This is a genomic window from Permianibacter aggregans (assembly GCF_009756665.1).
Taxonomy (GTDB): domain Bacteria; phylum Pseudomonadota; class Gammaproteobacteria; order Enterobacterales; family Permianibacteraceae; genus Permianibacter; species Permianibacter aggregans.
The window spans coordinates 645782-669562 of sequence record NZ_CP037953.1 but is presented as its reverse complement, the minus strand read 5'-3'; the positions used below and the strand labels follow the sequence as shown (position 1 = coordinate 669562).

18 protein-coding genes are annotated in these 23781 nt (G+C 54.6%); 11 read left to right on the top strand and 7 right to left on the bottom strand.

What is annotated here, in order from left to right; genetic code table 11:
* Positions 1-156 precede the first annotated feature (156 nt).
* The 6 genes from E2H98_RS03110 to E2H98_RS03085 all read left to right on the top strand — a co-directional run bounded on the left by E2H98_RS03110 (position 157) and on the right by E2H98_RS03085 (position 8897).
* Complete coding sequence (locus E2H98_RS03110) at positions 157-1299, top strand: sugar-transfer associated ATP-grasp domain-containing protein (RefSeq protein WP_157591220.1); 1143 nt, start codon at positions 157-159, stop codon at positions 1297-1299.
* 62 nt (positions 1300-1361) lie between these two features.
* Positions 1362-2318: an L-threonylcarbamoyladenylate synthase gene (locus tag E2H98_RS03105; RefSeq protein WP_133587702.1), complete on the top strand. Its 957-nt coding sequence runs from the start codon at positions 1362-1364 to the stop codon at positions 2316-2318.
* Between the two features lie 406 nt (positions 2319-2724).
* The gene (locus E2H98_RS03100; protein ID WP_133587700.1) at positions 2725-3588 is read left to right on the top strand and encodes a carbon-nitrogen hydrolase family protein; all 864 of its coding nucleotides are present in this window, start codon (positions 2725-2727) and stop codon (positions 3586-3588) included.
* 43 nt (positions 3589-3631) lie between these two features.
* Entirely contained in the window at positions 3632-6370 is a 2739-nt protein-coding gene (locus E2H98_RS03095; RefSeq protein ID WP_133587698.1) for an aminotransferase class I/II-fold pyridoxal phosphate-dependent enzyme, read from the top strand.
* 40 nt (positions 6371-6410) lie between these two features.
* Entirely contained in the window at positions 6411-7871 is a 1461-nt protein-coding gene (locus E2H98_RS03090) for a biotin carboxylase (protein WP_133587696.1), read from the top strand.
* A gap of 51 nt (positions 7872-7922) precedes the next feature.
* Complete coding sequence (locus E2H98_RS03085) at positions 7923-8897, top strand: C45 family autoproteolytic acyltransferase/hydolase (RefSeq protein WP_133587694.1); 975 nt, start codon at positions 7923-7925, stop codon at positions 8895-8897.
* Between the two features lie 2 nt (positions 8898-8899).
* Here E2H98_RS03085 and E2H98_RS03080 read toward each other — a convergent pair whose 3' ends face one another.
* Positions 8900-9838: a hypothetical protein gene (locus E2H98_RS03080; RefSeq protein ID WP_133587692.1), complete on the bottom strand. Its 939-nt coding sequence runs from the start codon at positions 9836-9838 to the stop codon at positions 8900-8902.
* Between the two features lie 299 nt (positions 9839-10137).
* Between E2H98_RS03080 and E2H98_RS03075 the strand changes: the two genes are divergently transcribed.
* Entirely contained in the window at positions 10138-12684 is a 2547-nt protein-coding gene (locus E2H98_RS03075) for a TonB-dependent receptor plug domain-containing protein (RefSeq protein WP_133587690.1), read from the top strand.
* A 77-nt stretch (positions 12685-12761) separates the two neighbouring features.
* On the top strand, positions 12762-14003 hold the full coding sequence (locus tag E2H98_RS03070; protein WP_133587688.1) for a TonB family protein: 1242 nt from the start codon (positions 12762-12764) through the stop codon (positions 14001-14003).
* A 52-nt stretch (positions 14004-14055) separates the two neighbouring features.
* On the opposite strand, the gene E2H98_RS03065 is transcribed toward E2H98_RS03070, so the two are convergent.
* From E2H98_RS03065 to glnK, 3 genes are all read right to left on the bottom strand, one after another.
* Positions 14056-14598, bottom strand: a complete 543-nt coding sequence (locus E2H98_RS03065; RefSeq protein WP_133587686.1) for a GNAT family N-acetyltransferase — start codon at positions 14596-14598, stop codon at positions 14056-14058.
* Positions 14599-14729: 131 nt separating this feature from the next.
* Positions 14730-16001, bottom strand: a complete 1272-nt coding sequence (locus tag E2H98_RS03060; protein ID WP_198325223.1) for an ammonium transporter — start codon at positions 15999-16001, stop codon at positions 14730-14732.
* Between the two features lie 20 nt (positions 16002-16021).
* On the bottom strand, positions 16022-16360 hold the full coding sequence (glnK, locus tag E2H98_RS03055; RefSeq protein WP_133587682.1) for a P-II family nitrogen regulator: 339 nt from the start codon (positions 16358-16360) through the stop codon (positions 16022-16024).
* Between the two features lie 190 nt (positions 16361-16550).
* On the opposite strand from glnK, the gene E2H98_RS03050 reads away from it, so the two are divergent.
* Complete coding sequence (locus E2H98_RS03050) at positions 16551-16994, top strand: YybH family protein (RefSeq protein WP_133587680.1); 444 nt, start codon at positions 16551-16553, stop codon at positions 16992-16994.
* Here the strand turns inward: E2H98_RS03050 and dinB are convergent.
* On the bottom strand, positions 16970-18046 hold the full coding sequence (gene dinB / locus E2H98_RS03045; protein WP_133587678.1) for a DNA polymerase IV: 1077 nt from the start codon (positions 18044-18046) through the stop codon (positions 16970-16972). The two genes, E2H98_RS03050 and dinB, sit on opposite strands and share 25 nt — an antisense overlap.
* Positions 18047-18265: 219 nt before the next feature.
* Here dinB and E2H98_RS03040 point away from each other — a divergent pair, with 219 nt between their 5' ends.
* Together E2H98_RS03040 and E2H98_RS03035 are read left to right on the top strand one after the other, a co-directional pair.
* Entirely contained in the window at positions 18266-19837 is a 1572-nt protein-coding gene (locus tag E2H98_RS03040) for a carbon-nitrogen hydrolase family protein (RefSeq protein ID WP_198325222.1), read from the top strand.
* A 289-nt stretch (positions 19838-20126) separates the two neighbouring features.
* On the top strand, positions 20127-21209 hold the full coding sequence (locus E2H98_RS03035; protein ID WP_133587676.1) for an HD-GYP domain-containing protein: 1083 nt from the start codon (positions 20127-20129) through the stop codon (positions 21207-21209).
* Positions 21210-21219: 10 nt separating this feature from the next.
* Here E2H98_RS03035 and E2H98_RS03030 read toward each other — a convergent pair whose 3' ends face one another.
* Positions 21220-22026 (bottom strand): substrate-binding periplasmic protein, encoded by an 807-nt coding sequence (locus E2H98_RS03030; protein ID WP_133587674.1) that lies wholly within the window; start codon positions 22024-22026, stop codon positions 21220-21222.
* 109 nt (positions 22027-22135) lie between these two features.
* Positions 22136-23656 (bottom strand): L-piperidine-6-carboxylate dehydrogenase, encoded by a 1521-nt coding sequence (gene amaB, locus E2H98_RS03025; protein WP_133587672.1) that lies wholly within the window; start codon positions 23654-23656, stop codon positions 22136-22138.
* Positions 23657-23781: the final 125 nt, after the last annotated feature.

The following is a 23781-nucleotide window of genomic DNA, read 5'->3' as shown; positions in this document are numbered from 1 at the left end:
TATAGTGCCGGTTCGGTCGCTGTTGAAGAGGGGGCGCCATGCCCTTAAATGGGTTGAGTCTTGTTCCACGGAATGAGCTCCGATATCTCGGACTCGGGTTGTATGAGGCGTTCGCCTCTGGTTGTACGGGTCCTCCGCGCCAACAAGGAGGATGACATGGCTGTGCTTTTGCAGGAACGCAAAGCGCCCCTGGTAATTCGTGCGTTTGACACGCTGGTCGGCCGTCGTCTGCGGCTCGGCAAAGAAATTCTCGACGTCGTCCATGCCAAAGCCGCTGCCGGTGAGCTGCCGGTTTGGCGACAGCTGGGTGAGATGCTGGTGCTGAAGCTTTTTCGCCGGCAAACCTTCCGCTTTTATCTCTATGGCCGTTTCTGGCGCCGGCAAATGCCCTGGCGCGACAAGTGGCAACACCTGAATTATCGCGAATACGCGCACTTGGTGGATTGCAGCAACGACCGTGAATACCGGCGTGGCTTTGGCAACAAGCTGGTGCAGAAAGCCTTGCTGAGCCAGCGCGGTTTGCCGACACCGCGCTTGTTAGGTTTGTTCCATCCCGCCCACGGTTGGCGGGCAGATGGCGGCGCCTTGTGCACCGAGGCGGATTTGGCTTCGCTACTGCGCGAACTCGATGACGATCATTTCGCCTGCAAAATGCCTGATGGTTATGGTGGCGCCAATTTCCTTGCGTTCTATTTGGAAAACACCGCCAACGGTCTACGTTTGCGCCATCCGATCAGCGGTGAAACCCGAACCATCGCGGATTTGTGCAGGCAATTGAGCGCGCTGCCGCAGGGCTATCTGATCGAACGTTTTCAACGGCAGCATCCGATGCTCGCCGAGTTCAATCCCAGTTCTTTGAACACGGTACGGGCCTGGGTCTATCAGAACGAGCAGGGCAGCCGGCTGGTCGGGGCCTATCTGCGGGTCGGACGTCGTCATGCGCTGACCGACAACATCAGCACCGGCGGAATGGTTTGCCTGCTGAATCCTGAAACCGGCGAGATGACCGAATTGCTGAGCGGCGATCTGGGCATTCGACCACTCAATGCCCATCCCGACACCGGTTTCAAGCCGGTCGGAAAATGCCTGCCATTCTGGCCGGAACTGCGCGCGCTGGCGGAGCAAACCCTGCTGAGTTTCCCACGCATGCATTTGACGGCGCTCGATATCGCCATTGGTCCCGATGGTCCGCTGATCATCGAGGTGAACCTGGAAGCGCCGGGGCAGGTAGGCTTGGCGCGTATCGATATTCCGGGCCGGCAGTTATTCCCGGAAGTGTTTGCCGACCACGCCGCTTGAGTTGAAGTCCAACCGAAAAGCCATTAGCGTAGCCGGCCCGTAATCGCCGGCTGCACGCTCTGATGAACCACACGCCCGAATTTGCTGATCCGCAATTGGTCAGTCTCGATCAGGCCATTGCTCGGCTGAAAGACGGCAAGCTGGTCGCCATTCCGACGGAAACCGTTTACGGTCTCGGCGCCGATGCCGCCGACCCGCTGGCCGTGGCCAAAGTGTTCGCCGCCAAAGGCCGGCCGAGCAACCATCCGTTGATTGTGCATTGCGCCTCGCTGGCGCACGCCGAACGCTTTATGCAGCCACCTTCGGCAGCGATGCAAACGCTACTGAAAACGGTGTGGCCGGGTCCGCTGACTCTGGTGACGGCCAAAACCGATGCCGTGAGTCCGGTCATTACTGGCGGTCGCGATACCGTTGCCTTGCGTTGCCCTGCGCATCCGCTGACTCGTGAGCTGTTGCAGCGCTCCGGGCTGGCCTTGGTGGCGCCCTCGGCGAACCGATTCGGTCGCGTTAGTCCCACATCCGCAGCGCATGTGTTAAGCGAATTTCCGGGCAAGGATATCGGCGTGCTCGATGGTGGTGAATGCACGCTGGGTATCGAATCAACGATCGTTCGTGAAAACGGCGATACGCTGGAAGTATTGCGTGTTGGCGCGCTGTCGATACCGGAATTGAAAACGCTGTGGCCGGGCTCGGTGGTTTATAACGCCAGCACCAAAGGCGGTGTTCCGGGCGCGCTGGCGACGCATTACGCACCCGAACGTGGCGTCTGGCTTTGGCACTATCCAAAATCGTTTGCCTTTAATGAAAGCGATTTGGTTTGTGGTTGGCACAAACCGGACATGCTTTGTCAATTTCAATTGCTGCCCGATGATCCGGTGCAATGCGCTGCGATGCTGTATCCATTATTGCGCAGCGCTGATTTGCGTGCGGAAGGGCGTTTGATCATCGAAATGCCGCCGGCCACTGAGGCCTGGATGGCAATTGCTGATCGCTTAACCCGCGCTGCACATCGTGATTAAACTTTACGAACTCATCTTTCGGCCATAAAAATCCAATTCATATTCCATCATCACGATTTCGCAACGCTATATGAACGCCTGTGCGAAATTTCTCGTGTGCTAAGCTTTACTGTAGTGCATGCCATGATCAGCATCATGCACATCACAATCATGTTCAGCCGTTTCACGCCCGAAGCGTGAACAGATGCGGACAGTCGGAAATTCTGCGCGGTATCGTTTAACAAACAGTTCGTGCGGTGCGGTTTTGAATTGTTCGTTTCCTCACGTTTCCTTTCGTGCATTGAGCAACGCTGTCCTGTACCGCTCGCTTGTTCATCAGGCAGGCGTTTTTTGGCTGTTCCGACAGTAATGTTCCGCGGTTGGCGCCAACATGAATGCGCAACCGGAAAAACAAAAGAGGTAGTGAATGACCCCATTTTCGATTGCGGGTGTGCAAATGACCGTGCCGGCCATGGTCGACAATGTGCCGGCAATGTTGCACCGGCTGGATATTTTGATGGCGCGCTTTCCGTGGGTGCAGATGGTGCTGTTCAGTGAGCTCGCTGCTTGTGGGCCAGTACCGCAGCACCCGGTCAATTTGCCGGGCCCGGAAGAACACATGCTGCAAAGCGCTGCGCACAAACACGGTATTTGGCTGATCACCGGATCGATTTTCGAAAAAGGCGCCGATGGCCATCTGTACAACACCGCATCCGTGATCAACCCGGCAGGAGAAGTGATTCGACGCTACCGGAAAATGTTTCCTTTCCGACCATATGAGCATGATGTCAGTGCCGGTACCGAATTCTGCGTATTCGATGTGCCGCATGTTGGCCGTTTCGGTCTGTCGATTTGCTATGACATCTGGTTTCCGGAAACCACACGCACCCTGGTATCAATGGGCGCCGAAGTGTTATTGCATCCGGTGTTGACCGGCACGGTGGATCGAGACGTCGAACTGGCGATTGCGCGCGCAACCGCCGCGCAATTCCAATGTTATGTTTTCGATATCAACGGCTTGGCTGCAGGCGGGATCGGCCGCTCAGCGGTGTTCGATCCGGCCGGCACTTGTCTGTACGAAGCCAAGGGCATGAATGAAACCATTCCACTGGAAATCGATTTGAATCTGGTGCGTCGTCAGCGAGAGCGTGGCCTTCACAACCTGGGTCAGCCATTGAAAAGTTTTCGCGATCGCAGTGTCGAGTTCACGGTATATGACCGCCATTCCGGCGTTGACAGCTATCTGCATCATTTGGGGCCACTGACGATGCCGCGACGGGAGCCGAACTGAAGTCAGTGGCGTGTGACGCCAATCATCGAGGGAGCTTTTGCCGATGCGAAGCACACAAAAAGCGGAACGTAAATCGAGAGCGCTGAACGATTACTACAGCGCTTCGCAGCTGCGCAGTGACCGCTGGTCGGCACTAAAAAATGTGGCGCTGCAACTGCACGCAGCCGCTGATCGCCCGCATGCCGCTCTGGTCGAAAAAGCCGAAGAACTGATTGGCTTGTTGCACGGCGTTGAAGATTACTGGGCGTTTCCGGGACGACGCGGTCTTGAGCAGCTGACCCATTTGCTGGAAAGGCGCGATTTCGAAGAGTTTGCGCACATCGTTGCCTATCTGGTGCGCACACTGGCCAGCGGCACTTATCGCAAACCATCGCTGGAGTCGATCAGCGAGTCGGTGGCCGAGCAGGATATCTGCCATAGCGAAGAGGATGTCAAGGAGCGAATCCGCGACCGGCCTTACTTCGAAGTGCTGATTGTCGACCAACTGACCGACAGCCAGCAGGAACAACAGCGTCAGGCTTTGCGTTCAAAGCGTCGTGATGATGATGAATACATTTACGACCTGGTTTGCGTTCCGAGTTTCGAAGATGCCTTGATTGCGGTGTTGTTCAACTACAACATTCAATCGGTAGTCATTCGTTACGACTTTGCCTTTCATTCGGAAAATTCAGCGCCGATCATGCAGCGCTATCTGCATCGCGCTTCGGCTCAAGATTTTGCTTCGCTGGACCCGATAGAGTATGGCCCGGAACTATGCAAAGTGATTCGCAGTCTGCGTCCGGAGCTCGATGTATTTCTGGTTACCGACCAATCCGTTGAGCAAATTGCTGGCCGCGATCTGGGCGGTTGTGCACGGGTGTTCTACAACCAGGAAGATTACACCGAGCTGCATTTGAATATTTTGCGCGGTGTTAATCGTCGTTATCAAACGCCATTCTTCAATGCCCTGAAAGAGTATTCAAAAAAGCCGACTGGCGTGTTTCATGCCATGCCAATCAGTCGTGGCAAATCAGTGTTGCGCTCGCACTGGATTCAGGACATGGGCGATTTTTACGGCATGAATATTTTTCTGGCGGAAACCTCGGCGACATCCGGTGGCCTGGACTCCTTGCTGGAGCCGGTTGGGCCAATAAAAAAAGCTCAGGAATTGGCTGCGCGGGCTTTTGGTGCCCGGCAAACCTATTTTGCAACCAACGGTACCTCGACTTGTAACAAGATTGTTGTGCAGGCGATTGTTCGACCCGGCGATATCGTGTTTGTCGATCGAGACTGCCACAAATCTCACCACTACGGCATGGTGTTGGCCGGGGCCAATGTTCAGTATCTTGATAGTTATCCGCTGCACGAGTACTCAATGTACGGCGCCGTACCGTTACGCGAGATCAAGCATCAGTTGCTGAAGTACAAAGCCGCCGGGAAATTTGATCGGGTGCGCATGTTGCTGCTGACCAATTGCACGTTCGATGGCATTGTTTACAACGTCGAACGGGTCATGGAGGAATGTCTGGCGATCAAACCGGATCTGGTATTTCTCTGGGACGAAGCCTGGTTCGCCTTTGCCCGCTTCGGCCCGACCTATCGCTACCGCACCGCGATGGATACCGCCAATCGTTTACGCCAGCGTTATAAATCAGAAACTTATCGTCAGCAATATCAGGAGTTTCGCCAGCGTACCGAAGGTGCCAGCGATGAAGAATTGCTGAATACGCAATTGATGCCGGACCCGGACAAGGTTCGCGTGCGCGCCTACGCAACGCAATCGACGCACAAGACGCTGACGTCGTTGCGCCAGGGTTCAATGATTCATGTCAATGATCAGGATTTCAACGGCGAGATCATTCAGGCGTTCCATGAAGCCTACATGACCCATACCTCGACCTCTCCGAACTATCAGATTATCGCCTCACTCGATGTTGGCCGCCGTCAGGTCGAGCTTGAAGGCTATGAGCTGATGCAAAAGCAATTGGAAGCGGCAATGACGATGCGCAAGGCCATCGACTCGCATCCGTTGCTGCGCAAGTACTTCAAGGTGTTGTCGGTCAAGGATTTGATCCCGGAGCAGTTTCGTCAATCAGGCATCGAGTCGTATTGGGATCCGGAGCGGGGCTGGAATGAAATCTGGGATGCCTGGGCCGTCGATGAATTCGCCCTTGATGCCAGTCGGGTGACGCTATTGGTTGGTGGCGCGGGCGTCGATGGCGATACCTTCAAGAATGTCGAACTGATGAACAAGCATGGCATTCAGATCAACAAGACTTCGCGCAACACCGTGTTGTTCATGACCAATATCGGTACGACGCGATCCAGTGTTGCCTATCTGATTGAAGTGCTGGTCAAGATTGCCCAGGAAATCGATGAGCGTCTGGAAGACGGCAGCGATATCGAACGCTGGCAATTCAGCAAGAAAGTCGAGTCCTTGCTGCATCGCTGTCCACCGTTACCTGATTTTTCCCGCTTTCATCCGTGCTTTTGCGCTGGCGATGGCACCGACACCGCCGAGGGCGATATTCGCAAGGCGTATTTCAAGGCTTACAAGGAAAACAACTGCGAATTCTTTCCATTGCTCGATGACAGTATCGATAAGGCGATGGTAGAGGGGCGGGAGTTGGTCTCGACGTCGTTCATCATTCCTTATCCACCGGGTTTTCCGATTCTGGTGCCAGGGCAGGTGATTTCCAGCGAAATCATTCAGTTCATGCGAGCGCTGGATGTCAAGGAAATCCACGGTTATCGCTCGGAACTGGGTTTACGGGTATTCAAAGAGGAGGCTTTGCGTCACTGAAGCAACGACGCTGCTCCATTGCAAAGGAGGCTACACGATCATGGCAACGCGTAAAAAGCTGAAAAACATCTCAGAGATCCGGCGTTATTTCCATCGCAATGAACAACCGATCTATTTTGTCAGCGCCACTAATTTCAATTTGCTCGGCATCGATGAGTGGGTCAAGAACTTCAAGTACATCTGCTATATCGATTGTTACGATGGCCGCCATCCGAATACCTTCTGTCCTTCCGAACAACCGCATGAAGAATTCCAGTCTATTGAAGATATCAATAATTACCTGCTGCAACACAAGGAGGTCATCGACTTTATCCGCGCTCGCGGTGGTAAGCCCAAGCTGGCTTTTCTGATGTTTGATGAAAAAACCGAAAAGCTGGCGAAGTCGCTGGGTTGCGAGGTGTGGTTTCCAAGGGCCAGTTTGCGTAATCGCGTTGATAATAAGATCGAGACGGTGCGTATTGGTGATAAAGCCGGCGTACCGAGTGTGCCGAATGTGTTGAATGAGATTCAGAGTTACGAACAACTGACACAAGTTGCCAAGGATGCCGGACTCGGCAGCGATTTGGTGTTGCAGTCAGCATTTGGCGATTCCGGCCACACAACCTTTTTCATCAAGAGTGAGGCCGACTTCAAGAAGCACGAACACGAAATTGTCGGCCAAGGCGAAATCAAGGTGATGAAACGAATCCGTTGTCGCGGTGCAGCCATCGAAGCCTGCGTCACCCGCAACGGCACGATTGTCGGGCCACTGATGACCGAGCTCGTTGGTTTCAATGATTTGACGCCGTATCGCGGTGGCTGGTGTGGTAACGAGATTTTCGCCAATGCGTTTACCAAATCCGCGCGTGAGAAAGCCCGCGATTATACCTTCAAGTTTGGCGAGCAATTGCACAAGGAAGGCTATCGCGGCTATTTCGAGCTGGATTACTTGATCGATACCAGAACCCGTGATTTGTATCTCGGGGAGTTGAACCCGCGGCTTACTGGCGCCAGCTCAATGACCAATCACGCGGCATTTGCTCATGCCGATGCGCCGTTGTTCCTGTTTCATTTACTCGAGTTCAGTAATATCCCGTTTGATATCGACATTCCGGAACTGAATGCGCGCTGGGCCGATCCGGACAATATCGATTCCTGGTGTCAAATGGTGATCAAGCATACCCGTGATAATGTTGATCGGATTGTTGCCGCGCCAGAAACCGGCATCTGGCATATGAATGAGGATGGTTCCATCGAATACGCCCGTTTTGATTATCACCGTCGTGCCGTCGAAAGTGAAAATGAGGCATTTTTCTTGCGCGTTATGGATGCCGGTGATTATCGCTATGAAGGCGCCGATCTCGGCATTCTGGTTTTGCGCGGTCGGGCAATGACCGACAAGTTTGAACTGACCGAGCGAGCCGGCAAATGGGCGAAAGCCATTCGCCAGAAGTATCGGGCGCAGGGGCTGGTCGGCGAGGTGCCGGAAGTCGTCGAGGAGCACCGGTTCAAAATTCTCTGAGACGGTGACCGGCAGCGAAGGCTTATCAAACATGATGTTCGTAGCCAAACGATGTACGTGAATTTTCGCGTCGTACACAGCGATGAGGCATTAAGCGAGTGGGCGGCGTGGTTTCGTTCCGTTTGGCCCAGCTATCGGCAATGGTATCTGCGCGAGGGCATGCTGACCCGACCCAGCTACTTGCAGTGCCTGCAAGCCGTCAAACATTATATGCCGGCGTATTTCCCGCTCTGGGAGAAACTGATCGCTGCCGTCGATGGCGGCGATATCGAAGCGCGTTTCTTAAGTTTGTATTGTCCGCCCGCTTATCAGTTTGGCTGCTCGCAAGCGGTATGGCGCGGACCGAACCCGATCCTGGTGCGCAATTACGATTACGATGCCCAGTTGATTGATGCGGTCGTATTGCACAGCGATTGGCAACAACGCCAAGTGCTCGGTAGCAGTGATTGTCTGGTGAGTTTGGTTGACGGCATTAATGACGCCGGTTTGTGTTTGTCGTTGACCTTTGGTGGCCGGCCAGTGGTCGGTGAAGGTTTTGCGATGCCGATGATTCTGCGCTACCTATTGCAAACCTGCGACAGCGTCAGTGCGGCTATCGCAAGCTTGCGAAAGATACCGACTCACATGGCTTACAACGTCACGCTACTGGATGCCAGCGATCAACTGGCAACGGTGCATTTGGCACCGGATCGCAAGCCGGTGATCAGCAATACGCCCGTCGCCACCAATCATCAGCCGGGCGACAAACTGGCACCGCATCGCTGGCAAACGGCAACGGTCGAACGGGAACGTTATTTACTGCAGCAAATGATTGCGCATCCGGAAACGGAGCAAGAGTTTATCGACCACTTTTTGCGACCACCGTTGTATTCATTTGCATTCAGTCGCGGTCGCGGCACTTTGTTTACCGCCGCCTACCAACCACGCTTGCGACGACTCGATTATATCTGGCCGCATTATCAGTGGCGGCTGGCCTTGGACCAGCCACAACCGCAGAACATTCGTGTGCTTTATCCGAGTGCTTGAGTTTAAAGCCTGGCACGCTTCAGTAACTGTCCTGGCAAATCGTTCAAATCAAACCATTCTGCTGGCAGGTAAACGCCGGTCGCCATTTTCTGGTGAGCGCGAGCCCATACATGCATGAAATAACGCAAACGAGCGCTTTCTTCTCTTACGGTGTTGGTCAATCGCGCCAGTGCTTCGCGTTGTTGCTGATAGTGCTGCCAATCTTTTTCCAACAGCGCTTGCACGGTTAGTAGGTCTTGGATGCGTTGGCGAGTGCCACCCGGCAAGGCTTGTGTCTGAGCACTGCGCTGTTCCAGCACTTTTACATACTGCTTCAGCAAATCCGTTTTTTCGGCGTACAGAGGTGCCTGACTGTCGAGCAAGGGTTGAAAATGGTTTTGCAAGCGTTGCCGGGCGGAAGCCACGACGGCATCGGCGCTTTGCTCGACAAGGTTCAGTTCGTTGTGCAATTGGGTGACGGCCGCCTCGACAATCGGTTCTGCCTGACGAATCGCTTTGCGCAAGTTTTCCTGTCGCAATACGTCTTGTAAGGTTGCCTGAAAATGATCTTCGGGTAACTTCAGGGCAGTCGTTAGCCCCGGCACATACTCGTGCAGCAAAGCATGATAGGCCGCGATTTTTTCCGATTCACTGCCACGCATTTCAGCGATATTCACCAACTTGGCGCTGTAGTCGCGAACCCCGGCCAGCAGGCCATTGATCACCCGCACGTTATCGCGATACTGCCGTTCGGCCGCTCCCTTCGCATTCAGCAAATCGCCGATCTGATCGGCTTCGGTACTCAAAGCCGTGGCGGAAAACTCACCGAGCAGCGCATTGGTTTGCTCGGAGAAGTGGCTGATATTCGGGATTTGTTCGCCTGAGAATTTCTTTTCCACGGAACTGCAAGCGCTTAGGAACAAAGCGGACGCCGCGGTCACGACGAGCAACGAGGTTTTCATTGTTATCTCCATTGTTGTACAGCAAAACGCCGCCGAGTTTCGCCGAGCCCGCGCAGACCAGCAAGCGCTGTTTCAACTGGATATGAACGTATGTCTCAGAACGACGTTTTCGCGCAAAAATTGCTCGGTTTTGGTTTGCTGCGCCACAGCAAAATCACTACAATGCGCGGCCATTTTTGCCCCCAACCGCGTGTTCAGCGGACAGGACATGACGTCCGTAGTCGCTGAACGTCACCGTTCCCAGGGACGGGGGTAAACCCAATCAGTTTATCCAACGTGTTGTTTTTAGGGCCTATTTCATGCATTCGAGTTTTCGTCTTGCGCTGACTACCGTAGCGGTACTGTCGGCGATTTCCCCTTCTGTGGTTGTCGCGGGTGAGGCTGAAAAAGCCGAGCGTATCGTCATCACCGGTTCGCACATCAAGCGCCTGGATTCGGAAACCGCCTCGCCGGTTTATGTCATTGAGCGCAAGGACATCGAGGCCTCTGGCGCGATGAGCCTGTCGGAATTGCTGCAACTGTCGCCGTATAACGGCGCTGGCGGCTTCAACGAGGCGTTGACCACCGGCTTTACTCCAGGCACCGCCGCCTTCGATTTGCGCAGCTTTGGGCCGGAACGAACGCTGGTGTTGGTCGATGGCCGTCGCTCGCCAATTTATCCCTTTGGTGCCGGTGGCAGTGGTGCGTTTGTCGATATCAATGCGATTCCGTTGTTCATGATCAAACGCGTCGAAATTCTGCTCGACGGCGCCTCAGCGCTGTATGGTTCTGACGCCGTCGCCGGCGTTGTCAACATCATTACGTACGACGAAGTCGATGGTCAGCACGCCAACCTGCGTTACGCCGGTAGCGAGCGTGGCGGTGGTGAACTGGTTAGCGGTCATTGGCTCGGTGGTGTTGACTTCGACTCCTTCCGCTTGGTTTACGGTGCAGGCGTATTCAAACGCGAAGAACATCTAGGTGCCGACAGCGATTTTGCCAACTCCCTGGTTACGCCGGCATTTGCTAACTTGTTAGGTGGTGCCGCGCTCGACCTGCGTGATTTTTACAGCGGTGAAGGCAGTGTCTATAACATCGATACCGACACCATCAGCCACACTTCGGCTTGCCCAAATCAGAACATCGTCGACGCCAGTGACTTCGGTTTCAACGGTACAGTTTGTGCCTACGATTGGGCGGCAGAACAACAGTTGATGCCGGAAACCACTCGTGGAGCGGCCAGCGTTGGTGCCTACTGGTCGGTTGGCGAGATCAATTTTGCCGCGCGATATGACAGTGTAATAGTCGACACCACCTCTTACGGTTCGTTTATTTCCAGCACGCCAACAGCACAGCAGTTGGAAACCATCAATGGCGAGCAAGTGATCTATTTCCGTCGTCTTACCGATACGGGCGCGCCAAGCATTGAAACCGAATCCGTTACGCATCGGCTGACATTGAGCGCGAACGGTACGTTTGGTGATTTCGATTGGAACTCGGCAATTTATCGGGTCGACAATAAAGTTGACGAAACCTTGGCGAACGGTTGGTGGTTGAACAGCCGTGTGACTGAATTTCGTCAGGCCGTTGCCAATGGCGATTTCGATTTGCGTAACCCCATGGACGCCGCGACCATCGCTGCTTACACCCAGTCGTTCGGCCATGAAGGCAGTTCCGAGCTGAATGCATTTGAATGGCGTATGTCTGGCCCGGTGCTCGACACCGAGCGCGGTCCAATTTGGTTGGCGACTGGCGTTGAAGCACGTCAAGAATCCTTCTATGACCGTTCCGACGCGGCCATTATCAATGGTGATGTGTTCGGTTACGGTAGTTCCGGTGCGGAAGGTGATCGCGATCTGGCCGCGGCTTATATCGAAGTTGCGGTACCATTCACCGACAGCCTGGAAGTGAACCTTGCCGGTCGCTATGACCAGTACTCCGATTTCGGTGATACCTTCAACCCGAAAGTCGCGCTGCGTTTTGAGCCGATTGAACAACTGTTGTTCCGTGCTTCGTGGGGAACGGGTTTCCGCGCACCGGGTTTGCACCAGTTGTTTACGACCTTGAACACGGGTTCTTCGGGTGGACTTCCGTTCATCCAATCCGGCAACACCGAACTTGGCGCTGAAGAGTCCAGCTCATTGGTTGCCGGTTTCGTGGTCGCTCCAAATTCTTCGTTCGAATTTTCCGTCGATGCCTGGAAAGTTGATGTAGAAAACATCATCACCAATCTTGGTGCGACTCGTATTGCCAACCTTTGTATTGGCGTCTCCGATCCGGACCCGATTTGTGCTGGTCGCGTGCTGAATGCCGGTGAAACCTTTACCGCGCCGGACGGCACGGTTTATACCGCAACCAGCACGACGATCAATGATTCATTCCTGAACCTGGCTGGTCGCGACGCGAAAGGCGTTGACGTCTCGACACTGGTGCGCGTGCCGGACGTGTTCGGTGGTATGTTGAAGTTTCAACTATCGGTAACCGGACTGCTGGATTTCAGCGAGCAACCATTCCCGGGCGTGCGCTATCAAGATCGCAGTGGTCAGAACGGTAACCCGGAGTTTCGCGGCAAGCTGACCATCACCTGGGATGGTTACGCGGTAAACCATGCGTTAATCTCCCATTATGTGGGTGAGTGGGACGTCGCGAATACTGCGGGCAATGCCATATTTTCTGTCGATCCTTACGTTCAAGTCGATTACCAGGTCGGTTTCAATCTGAAAGGCGAACATCGCGTTTTGTTTGGTATAAAGAACCTGGCTGATGAGCAGCCGCCGTACTCAACAACGGCCTGGCCTTTTGTTAATCGTACTTTGTATCCAACGCTCGGACGCAGTGCGTACCTGGAGTGGAACAAAACCTTCTAAGCGAAGCAATCACAAGGCGATGAGCGATCATCGCCTTGTGTGTTTTATTTGCTGAGTCTGTTGTCGGAGTGGTTGTCGTGATCAAACGTTTTCTTGTTATCGCCGTCATGGTGATTCTGCCTTGCTTTGCCAGTGCTGTGTCTGCCGCACCCCATCGGGTCGAAGTGGCTGGACAATGGCTGGAACTCAGTCAAGTGGGTTTGGCGCAGGAACTACGCAGCGACTACTACCTCGGTGGTTTCTATCTTGCCCCTGGTCTGAATGATATTCGCGCCGCCAGTGCTGTGGCGCCGGTGCGCATGTCGTTTATCGTGTTGACCAACCGGATGTCAGCGCGCGAATTTCAGCGGCACTGGAAGGAGCGTATCGCGCTCAATAATGCCCGCAACGAATGGCAGCCGCATGGCGAATCCATTCTGCGTTTTGCCGGTGCCGTGAAAGACACGCTGCAGCGTGGTGATCGCGTCGATATCGACAAGTTCAAGAACACCGTGCGGGTATTGCTGAATGGCAGCGAACTCCTCACGTTTGATGACAACGGTTTTTTTGCTTTGTTACTTAATTGCTGGCTCGGTGAAAACCCGCCGACCCAGGCATTCCGCCGTGCGATGAATGGTGAAATTGCCGCCACCGATCGCCAACTCTGGCTCGCAGATTGGCAACAGTTGCAGCCGACACAACGCGAGCTGGTGTCATTGCGCAAAGAGCTGGCTGTTGTTGCCAGCGTGGAAAAACCGGTTGCGAAAACGGAGCCGAAAGTGGCCGTAAATACGCCAAGCAAACCGGTCAGTAAGCCCGTCAGTAAACCGGTGGCAAAACCAGAGCCTACCGTTGCTCCGAAAGTGGAAGCCACCGTCGCCTCAGCGGAAGTGGTGGTCGCACAGCGCGAGCCGGAAACCAAACCGGCGCCTGTTGCTGAACCACAAGCGGCGCCTAGCTTTGCTGATCAGGTTGCTGAACAAGCGGCATCGAATTTGGCATCCGCGATGAATGACTCGGCGCCGGCTCAAGCAGAAACCATTGAGCTCGATACCGATCTATTGCTCGGCGAGTACAAGCGCACCGTGTTGACCCATATTCGTCGTCATTTGGAATACCCAAGCCGCGCTTGGCGTCTGGGTTTGACCGGTGAAGGTGTTATTCGCATTCAAGTGGCCAGCGATGGCTCGGTCAGCGGCGCCGAGATTGTGGAGTCCACCGGTCAGAAGTTGCTGGATCGCAGCATGAACGAAATGGTCGAGCGGGCCATGCCGTTGCCGAAGCCGGAGTCGGGCATGCCGGCGTTTACCCTGGATATTCCGGTCGCTTTTGCTCGATAAGTTTGATTGAAAAAGAGCTCGGTTTCGGGCTCTTTTTTTTTGCGGTAAAACCTCATCGATTTTTCGTCGCCAACGCCGGTTTCAAGTGCTTGTAGTAAATCGTCGTGCCATGCGGTTTGCCGAAAGGCGTGCGGGTATAACCGGGAATACTGCCAACGGCCGTGTAACCACAACGCTGATAGAGCAATTCACCTAAGTCACCAGTCCTGGTGTCGAGTAGCAGCAATTCTCGTCCTTGTGCCAAGGCGCGCGTTTCCAGCGTCTGCATCAATTGCACTGCCAAACCCTGTCGCTGGTAATCGGGATGCACCATGACTTTCTGTACTTTAGCCCGATGACGGCCATTGGCCGATTTGGCGCCGCTGTACTGTGCCGAGGCAATAATGTTTCCCTCATCATTGCGCATCACCAGAATAACGCGTTCGCCATCAGCAAATTCCTGAAAGGCTTTGCGCCAATAGCGAATCGCTTCTTCGTTGCTGAGCGGTGAGAAAAAGCCGATCGAAGCGCCCTTGTTGACGACGGCTTGCAGAAGATTGGTCAAGGCTTGCAGGTCGTTTTCATTCAAGCCGGGTAGGGTATCGATTGTGTGCATCAAAAATTCCACGAATGTACGAAGGGTTTTCTGCAAGCAAAATTGGTAGATGAAAAAAAGGGCGCCTGGAGACGCCCTTAATTTTACTACTGACGCGTCGTGACCCGCGCCCCATTTTTCTGGTTTTAGGTTTAATCAACATGTTCGCCATGCAGGGCGATATCCAGGCCTTCGCGTTCCTGCTCTTCAGTGACACGCAAACCGACCAGCAGATCAATCACTTTCAGGATGATGGCGGTGCCGATGGCAGCGTAGGCAATGGTGGCGCCGGTGGCGATCAACTGTACTTTCAACTGCGGCCACAACTCCTGCACGGCGCCGCCAGCGATGGCATTGGTGCCAAATACTGCAACCAGTACCGAGCCGAGAATACCGCCGATACCGTGCACGCCAAACGCATCGAGCGAATCGTCATACTTCAGCATATGCTTCAGGCTGGTGGCGCCCCAATAACAAACCGCACCAGAAATAAGGCCCAGTATCAGCGCTCCACCGGCATCGACAAAACCCGCGGCCGGTGTGATGCAAACTAAACCAGCGACCGCACCGGAGGCGGCACCCAGCAACGAAGGTTTACCTTTCAACAACCATTCGGCGAACACCCATGACAGTGTCGCGGCAGCGGCTGCAACTTGCGTTGTCACCATCGCCATCGCGGCGCGGGAGTCAGCAGCCAAGGCCGAACCAGCATTGAAGCCGAACCAACCGACCCACAGCATCGAGGCGCCGATAATGGTCAGCACCAAGTTGTGCGGCGCCATCAATTCGCGGCCATAACCGACGCGCTTGCCAATCATCAGCGCGGCGACCAGACCGGCTACACCGGCGTTGATATGAACCACAGTGCCGCCGGCAAAATCGAGCGCGCCCATATTGAATAACCAGCCGGTGCCTTCCCAGACCCAGTGTGCCACCGGTACGTAAACGATCAGCGACCAAGCGATGGTGAATAACACCAGTGCGCTGAATTTCATCCGTTCAGCAAATGCACCGGTGATCAGGGCAGGCGTGATGATCGCGAACGTCATCTGAAACAGCATGAACACCATTTCCGGTATCGTTCCGGATAATGTGTCGAACGCCACGCCTTTCAGCAGCACTTTATCGAAACCGCCGATAAAGCCATTACCCGGTGTGAACGCCAGGCTATAACCGACGACAATCCACAGCACGGTGATCAACGCGGCGATAAAAAAGCTTTGCATCAAGGTGCCCAGCACGTTTTTCTTGCGCACCATGCCGCCGTAAAACAGCGCCAATCCTGGCAAGGTCATGAACAGCACCAGCGCTGTCGATACCATCATCCAGGCGGTGTTGCCGCTGTCCAGTGTCGGCACGTCTTCGGCGTGCGCGATGCCACTCAATGCCAGTAGCGGCAAAAGTTTTAACCAAGTTGTTTTCATTGATGGTTTCCCCACGATCATCAGAGTGCTTCTTCGTTGGTCTCGCCGGTACGAATCCGAATGACCTGCTCCAGATCAAAAACAAAAATTTTGCCGTCGCCGATTTTGCCGGTATTGGCTGAGCGCTGAATGGCTTCGACGGTTTGCTCCAGCAAATCGTCTGGCAGCGCGATTTCGAGTTTTACTTTCGGCACGTAATCCACTTCGTATTCGGCGCCGCGATACAGTTCGGTATGGCCTTTCTGGCGACCGAAACCTTTGACTTCCGATACCGTCACGCCGGAAATGCCGACTTCGCTCAGTGCGTCGCGTACATCTTCGAGTTTGAACGGTTTGATGATGGCGGTAATAAATTTCATTGGACCCTCCACAAGCCTGTCTTGGCCCAAGCGCAATGCATGCATTCCGCCAGGACAAACATCGCTAATGCAGTGGCCGTGCCAACACGCGGATCGCGAAAGAATCCGTGAATATCGCCGTTCGATTGCACCGTTTTGGTGTCGTCGCTAGGCTGGGGCGTCTGTTTTTGGTGCGAAAGGAAACGAGAAAATGAAAAGCTTGGTGATGGCCGCTGGTGTGCTACTGAGCGGAACGCTGGCGGCAAACTGCGACTTTGATTGCAGCTTGAACAAGCATTTGCAAGCGATAGCCGACAAGGACTGGCCGGCATTCGAACAAACGTTATCGAAGGAAACGCTGCCGTTTATTCTGCCGAATGGCAAGCGGTCGATGAGTGCCGAAAGCTATCGTGAAATGCTGGAGCCGTGGTTTGCCGACAAGTCCTGGCATTTTCAGGCCAAGGAGTTGTACCGGAACGTCGGTGCGGATCTGGGCGTTGTGTTACTCGATGTCGATTACGATGAGCCGGAACGCGATGGCAAGCCTTACCACCTCGATCATTATCTGACGCTGGTATTTGCTAAAGAAGGTCAGCAATGGAAGCTGGTGTTCGATCAAAACACCGCGTATCAGCCGATTGCCGAGGGCCGCTGAAACAGATCATCCTGATCGTCGTCGAGCTGTTCGAGAAAGTGACTCAAACCGACACCTGCCAGACGGTAGCGGGTGTCGGCCGGTAATTGAATATGTTGCAGCAATTGCAAGGCCGTGGCGATCAGCGCTTCTTGTGAATCAATCGGTTGCGGCGGCGTGTGGCTGCGGGTCAGCGTTTGGAACGTGGAGGTTTTCAGTTTGATGAAGGCAGTGCGCGCCGGCTTGCCCACTTTCTGTGCGGCCCGCCAGCAACGCTTGGCGCCTTCGGTCAACAGTGGCGGCAGCGCTTCCAGTGGCAGATCATCAGGGAAGGTGTCTTCCGAGGAAACGCTTTGCGTTTCCCGGCTGGCCTGCACCGGATTTTCGTCGATGCCGCGCGCCAGCTGATAGAGGCGGGCGCCGTAGCCGCCAAAATGGTGTTCCAGTTGTGCCCGCTCCCAGAGCCGCAATTCGCCAACGGTGCGAATCGACAAGCGCCGCAGTTTTTCCTCAGTGACCTTGCCGACGCCAGGAATTTTGCCGACCGGCAGCAAATTCAAAAAGCGCTGGATCTGATGCGGTTTGATCACGAACAGGCCATCAGGTTTTTTCCAGTCGGACGCTATCTTCGCCAGGAATTTATTCGGTGCGACGCCAGCGGAAGCGGTCAGCTCGGTTTCGGCTTTGATATCGCGCTTGATCGCCAGCGCCGTTTCAGTCGCCGTCGGCAACGAGGATTTGCCATCGGTCACATCGAGATAGGCTTCGTCGAGCGACAGCGGTTCAACCAGGTCGGTATAGCGATGAAAAATCTCGCGTACCTGACGCGACACCGCCTTGTAGCGGCCGAAATCCGGCGGCACAAAAACCGCCTCGGGGCAGAGCCTTTCTGCCGTGACCGCCGGCATCGCCGAGCGCACACCAAATTGCCGTGCTTCGTAGGAAGCGGCACAGACCACTGAACGCAAGCCTTTCCAGGCCACGACCACAGGCTTGCCGCGCAGCGACGGGTCATCACGCTGCTCGACCGAGGCGTAGAACGCATCCATATCGACATGAATGATTTTGCGCATCGCGGCTGCCGTAAACGGGTGATGGTTAACAAAAGGTGTGCAGCATAGTCTAGCGCAGCTCGCCCGATTGCCCAACGGGATTTTTCAGGGAGAGTATGAGGTGGATAAATGTCAATAAAATCAGCGCGTTAGCATTTGGCTGGCACGGATTGACTATGCTTTAGGAGGTTTTTTGACCGGTTCGGCCCGAACCGTAAGCCAAACGAGCAAGGAGAAACCGTGGCCAAGCGCAAAACCATTCTGGAAAAACAGCGATTGATTATCCGCAATGCCCGCAAAGAGGAGGCTGAGGCAATCAGCGCGTTGACCCATCGGGTCTACGACGACAGCATGCCGAATTATTCAGCGGAGATGATTCGCACCCATATCCGCAGGTTTCCGGAAGGGCAGTGGGTGGCTGTCGTTGACGAGCAAATCGTCGGTTACAGCGCCAGTTTTCGCATCTCCGGCAAACGGGCGTTGAAAGCGCACACTTGGGAGTCGATTACCGGTGATGGTTATGCCTCGACGCATGATGAAAACGGTGATTGGTTGTACGGCATGGATGTTTGCGTCGATCCGGCCTTTCGCGGTTACAAAATCGGTCAGCGCTTTTACAACCAGCGCAAACAACTGGTCGAAAAGCTGGAGTTGATTGGCATTGTTTTCGGTGGTCGCATTCCGGGCTTGCGAAAAAAAATCGATCAGGTGCGCACCGCAGAACACTATGTCGAGCTGGTCAAAGCCGGACAGATACGCGATCACGTGCTGAATTTTCAGCTGCGCAATGGTTTTGAAGTGATTGGTTTGATGCCCGGTTACATCAAAGACGATGTCGGTTCGATGGGCTGGGGTACGCATTTGGTCTGGCGCAATCCGTTGATGGCGCCGGACGGCAGTGCGAAAGCGAAATGGGCTGGCGAACGCGGACGTTTGCCGGACACCGTGCGCGTTGCCACCGTGCAGTACATGCAGCGTAAGGTCGACAGCTTTCAGGAGTTCATGGATATCGTCGAATACTTTGTCGATGTCTGCGCCGGTTACAAAGCGGATTTTGTCACATTCCCGGAGTTGTTCACGCTGCAACTGCTGTCAATGCAGCCGCAGAGCTTAAGTCCATCGGAATCGATTGAAGAACTGACCAGACTGACACCAGACTTTGTTCGAGGCATGCGTGAATTGGCGCTGCGTTACAACATCAACATCATCGGCGGTTCACATCCAACCCGGCGTGCTGACGGCAAAATTCTGAACATCGCCTATGTATTTTTGCGCGATGGCCAAGTGCATGAGCAAGGCAAAATCCACCCGACGCCGAACGAGGAATTCTGGTGGACGGTGGAGGGCGATGATCTCTTGCGGCCAATCGAAACCGATTGTGGTCCGATAGGCGTACTGATTTGCTATGACTCGGAGTTTCCAGAGTTGACTCGGCACTTGGTCGATCAAGGCGCAATGATCTTGTTTGTGCCGTTTTGCACCGATGAACGCGCCGGTTATTTGCGGGTGCGTTACTGCTGCCAGGCGCGTACCGTCGAGAACCAGATTTACGTGGTGATGTCCGGTAATGTCGGCAACCTGCCGCGGGTCAAGAACATGCATATCCAGTATGCGCAAAGCTGCATCCTGACCCCTTGCGATTTCCCGTTTTCCCGGGAAGGGATCGCTGCCGACTCCAATGCCAACACCGAAACGGTGCTGTTCGCCGATTTGAGTTTGGCGGCCTTACAAATGGCGCGCGCCAATGGCACCGTGCAAAACCTGAAAGATCGCCGTCATGATCTGTACTCGGTGAAATGGAAAGGTCGATAACGAGAAGCCCTCTCAAAAATGCCTGGAGCTCGGCGATCTGCGCGAATGCGGTGCTCAAAATCCTCATTTACTACGCATAAACTCCGGTTTTTGTTCGGCGCATCCTTGCGCCTCGCCCCTGGCGGGGTTAGCACGAAAATTCGCTCCCAGTGAATTTTTGCGCTCCTATTCGCGCACCTCACCTTCGCCCAGACCATTTTTGAGATGGCTTCCAACTTAAATTGCCGAAACCCGCCTTGTCGCCTAGGCTCAATAATAGAACCATTCCTGAATCGTTTGGCGGAGCCGTATGCGTCACGAGATTTCCTGCAAGGCATTTGTTGAACTGGACACCGGCTTGCTGGCCGATTTTTTGGCCTCGGTCGATGATGCCCAGGAGGATATCGACGCTTGCTTGAATCGTTTGCGCAATGAGCCGGATGAGCGCGGCACACTGAACCAGCTGTTCCGCAGCGTGCATTCGGTCAAGGGCAACTGCCGGATGGTGTTTCTCGATGCCGTCGTGCCGGTGATTCACGAACTGGAGGAAATTCTCGATCTGTGCCGTCAGCAGCGGCTGAACTTTTCCGCCGAGCTGGCTGACTTTGTGTTGCTGGTGTTGGAGCGGGCGCGGACCATGATTCGTGAAGCAGCCGAACGCGGCAGCATCGACGGCACGCCACGCGACCAGATGGTGCAACTGCTGCAGGCGGCTAACCAAAAGATTCAGGCCGGGCAGGTGGTCGATTTCAGCGCGATTACCAATCAGTTGCAGGGCGAAAGTGCGCTGGTCGAAAAGCCCGGCTTGGGTGAGCTGCCGAGCGATATCCAGTTGATGAAGGACTACGCGCTGGCGCTTGATAATTTAACCAGTTTCCGACGCGGTCGTTCGCAACAGATCCTGCAGCTGTGCCACTACTTGAATGAAGCCACTGGTTTTTACGCCGAGCCGCGACAGTTGGAAGCGGCTGTTTACATGCATGACTTCGGTATGAGTTTTATCGCGCCGGCGATTGTGCAGAAAGAAGCGACACTGGAGAAAGACGAACAGCGGCAAATGCAGCAACATGTGTTTTTCGGTTCGCGTTTTCTGCAGCGGCTCGGTGGCTGGGATGAAGCGGCGTTAATGGTGCTGCAACACCACGAACGGGTCGATGGCAGCGGTTATCCTTATCGCTTGAATGGCGAACAGATTCATCTCGGCGCCAAAATGATCGCCATTGCCGACACTTTTTTTGCCGTCACGAGCGAACGCTCGGATCGCACCTACAAGAAAAGCCTGTTCGGCGCGGTAAGGGAAATCAACACCAATGTTGGTGTGCAGTTTGATCCCGACCTGGTGGAAGTGTTCAACGATGTTGTGCGCGCGCATTACCTGAATGCGCAATCATGATTGGCAGATATCAGTTGACCGGCATCGCCAGATTTGGTTGTCCTTCGCGAAAACGCTGAATGCCGTCGTTCAATTTATCCATCAAGGCTTTCGGCATCGCTTTATTGCACATGAAATGCAAATCGGGGATCGGCGCTTTGTCCTGCAAGTCTACGGCATTCAGCCGTTCATTCAGCAAGGGATTTTGCTCCAGCAGGTAATGGGCTTCGGCGCGGTTCAGGAACATCAGGTCGCCACGCTTCAACGCAATTTGATGAACAATCGCCTGCTGTTCGTCAGTCACTTCAATGCGTTGCACGTTGTATAGCTTCATCGCCTCTTCGAGATAGTCTCCGTAATACTGGCCTTGCTTGGTCAGCACCCGGGTATCCGGTGAAATCAACAGTTGCGACAGCATGGCCGAATTGCCGTTGAAAAATTCCTGACGAACGATAGCCGTTGCCGGTTCGTTTGGACCGAACGGTAGCGAGAACTGTGCGAACGCTTCGCGTTCCGGTGTTTTGAACCAGCCACCGGAACAATGATTGCCATCGCTCAGCGTCAACTGGTGCAGGATGCGATTGACCGACAACTCTTGCCAGCGGTACTGCAATCCGGCCAGCTCCAGAATGGCTTTCAATTGATTGTAGCGAACGCCAATCCATTCGCCTCTGGCATTGCGGTGATAATAGGGTGGGCGGTGATTGAAATAGATGGTCAGTTGCTCGGTGGCAACCGGCTGCAGAGCTTTCGGGGCCGTGGCATTTTCGGCAGGCGCGGCCACCACCGTCAGTGCAACTGAGGCGAGCAGCACCAAACAGCATCGATGCAACATCATCGGTTTCCGCCTTTGGCCGAATGGGCTCCCGAAATGCGCTCCGGGATTCCTTCAATACTAGCAAAAAATAAGGGCCGAAAGATCGGCCCTTATTGCACCAAAGTAGAACTTAGATATTGAACTTGATGCCTTGCGCCAGCGTCGCTTTGTCACCATAGAAAATGGTGTTGGTCTGACGGCGCATATAGGATTTCCAGGCATCGGAGCCGGCTTCGCGGCCGCCACCAGTTTCTTTCTCGCCACCAAACGCGCCGCCGATTTCCGCACCGCTGGTGCCGATGTTGACGTTGGCGATACCGCAATCTGAGCCCACGGCCGACAAATAGTACTCAGCGGCTTTCAGGTTATTGGTGAAAATCGACGACGACAGACCAAAGCGCGAGTGATTGTTCATCGCAATCGCTTCGTCCAGCGTGTCGTAGGTCATGACGTAGAGAATCGCCGCAAAGGTTTCGCTTTGCACCGCTTTCATCTCGTTCTTGGCACGGATGATGGTCGGCTCGACGAAATGACCTTTGCCTTCGATGCGCTTGCCGCCGTACAACACTTCGGCGCCTTCGCTTTTCGCCAGGGCAATGGCTTTCTCGTAGCTTTGTACCGCGACTTCGTCGATCAGCGGGCCCATCAAGGTGCTGCTGTCGATCGGATTGCCGATGCGCACTTGCTTGTAGGCATTGACGATGGCATCGGTGACTTCTTTCTCGCGTGATTTGTGCACGATCAGGCGGCGAGTCGTGGTGCAGCGTTGACCAGCGGTACCGACGGCGCCGAACACGATCGATGGCACGGCGATTTTCAGATCAGCAGTTTCATCGACGATGATGGCGTTGTTGCCGGATAGCTCCAGCAGGCATTTGCCGAAACGCTCAGCGACTTTGGCGCCAACCATGCGGCCGACTTCGGAAGAACCGGTGAAGCTGATTTTCTCGACCCGTTTGTCGTCAACGAACTTGCGCGACAGTTTGTTTTCGGCGTTGTCGATGAACAACTGGAATATCGGCGGGCAGTTGTTGCGAGCCAGGACATCGTTGCAGATTTTTTGCACGGCAATCGCACACAGCGGGGTTTTCGGCGACGGTTTCCAAATGGTGACGTTGCCGCAGATGGCCGCCAGAAACGCGTTCCAGCTCCAGACCGCGACCGGAAAGTTGAATGCGCTCATGCAGCCAACCAGGCCAATCGGGTGCCAGCTTTCACGCATCGCGTGCTCCGGACGCTCGGAGTGCATCGACAAACCGTACAGCATCCGCGACTGACCGACGGCAAAGTCGGCCATGTCGATCATTTCCTGCACTTCGCCATCACCTTCCGGCTTGATCTTGCCCATTTCCATCGTGACCAATGAGCCGAGTGCGTCTTTGTATTTACGCAATTCTTCGCCCATTTGACGGACAATTTCGCCGCGCTTCGGCGCCGGCACTTTGCGCCATTCGAGGAACGCTGCGCGGGCGCTGCTCAACACTTTTTCGTAGTCGGCTTCGCTGGACGCGTAAACCTTGCCGAGCAATTCGCCGGTGGCCGGATTGATGGATTCGATGATGCCGGCGCTGGTGTCATTCGACCATTCGTTGACGGCAAAGCAAGTGCCGGATTGAACGCCTTCAAGGCGCAGCGTTTTTAATACGTCCATGGATTTCCTCGTTACGTGCAACGCTCGCGAACGGAGCGCCCGATTCGGTTGGGGGGTGAAATTCGGCGGTTATTTTATCACTGCTGTCAGGGCAGGGCGAACCTGAAACGAGGCGAGCGCCGCTT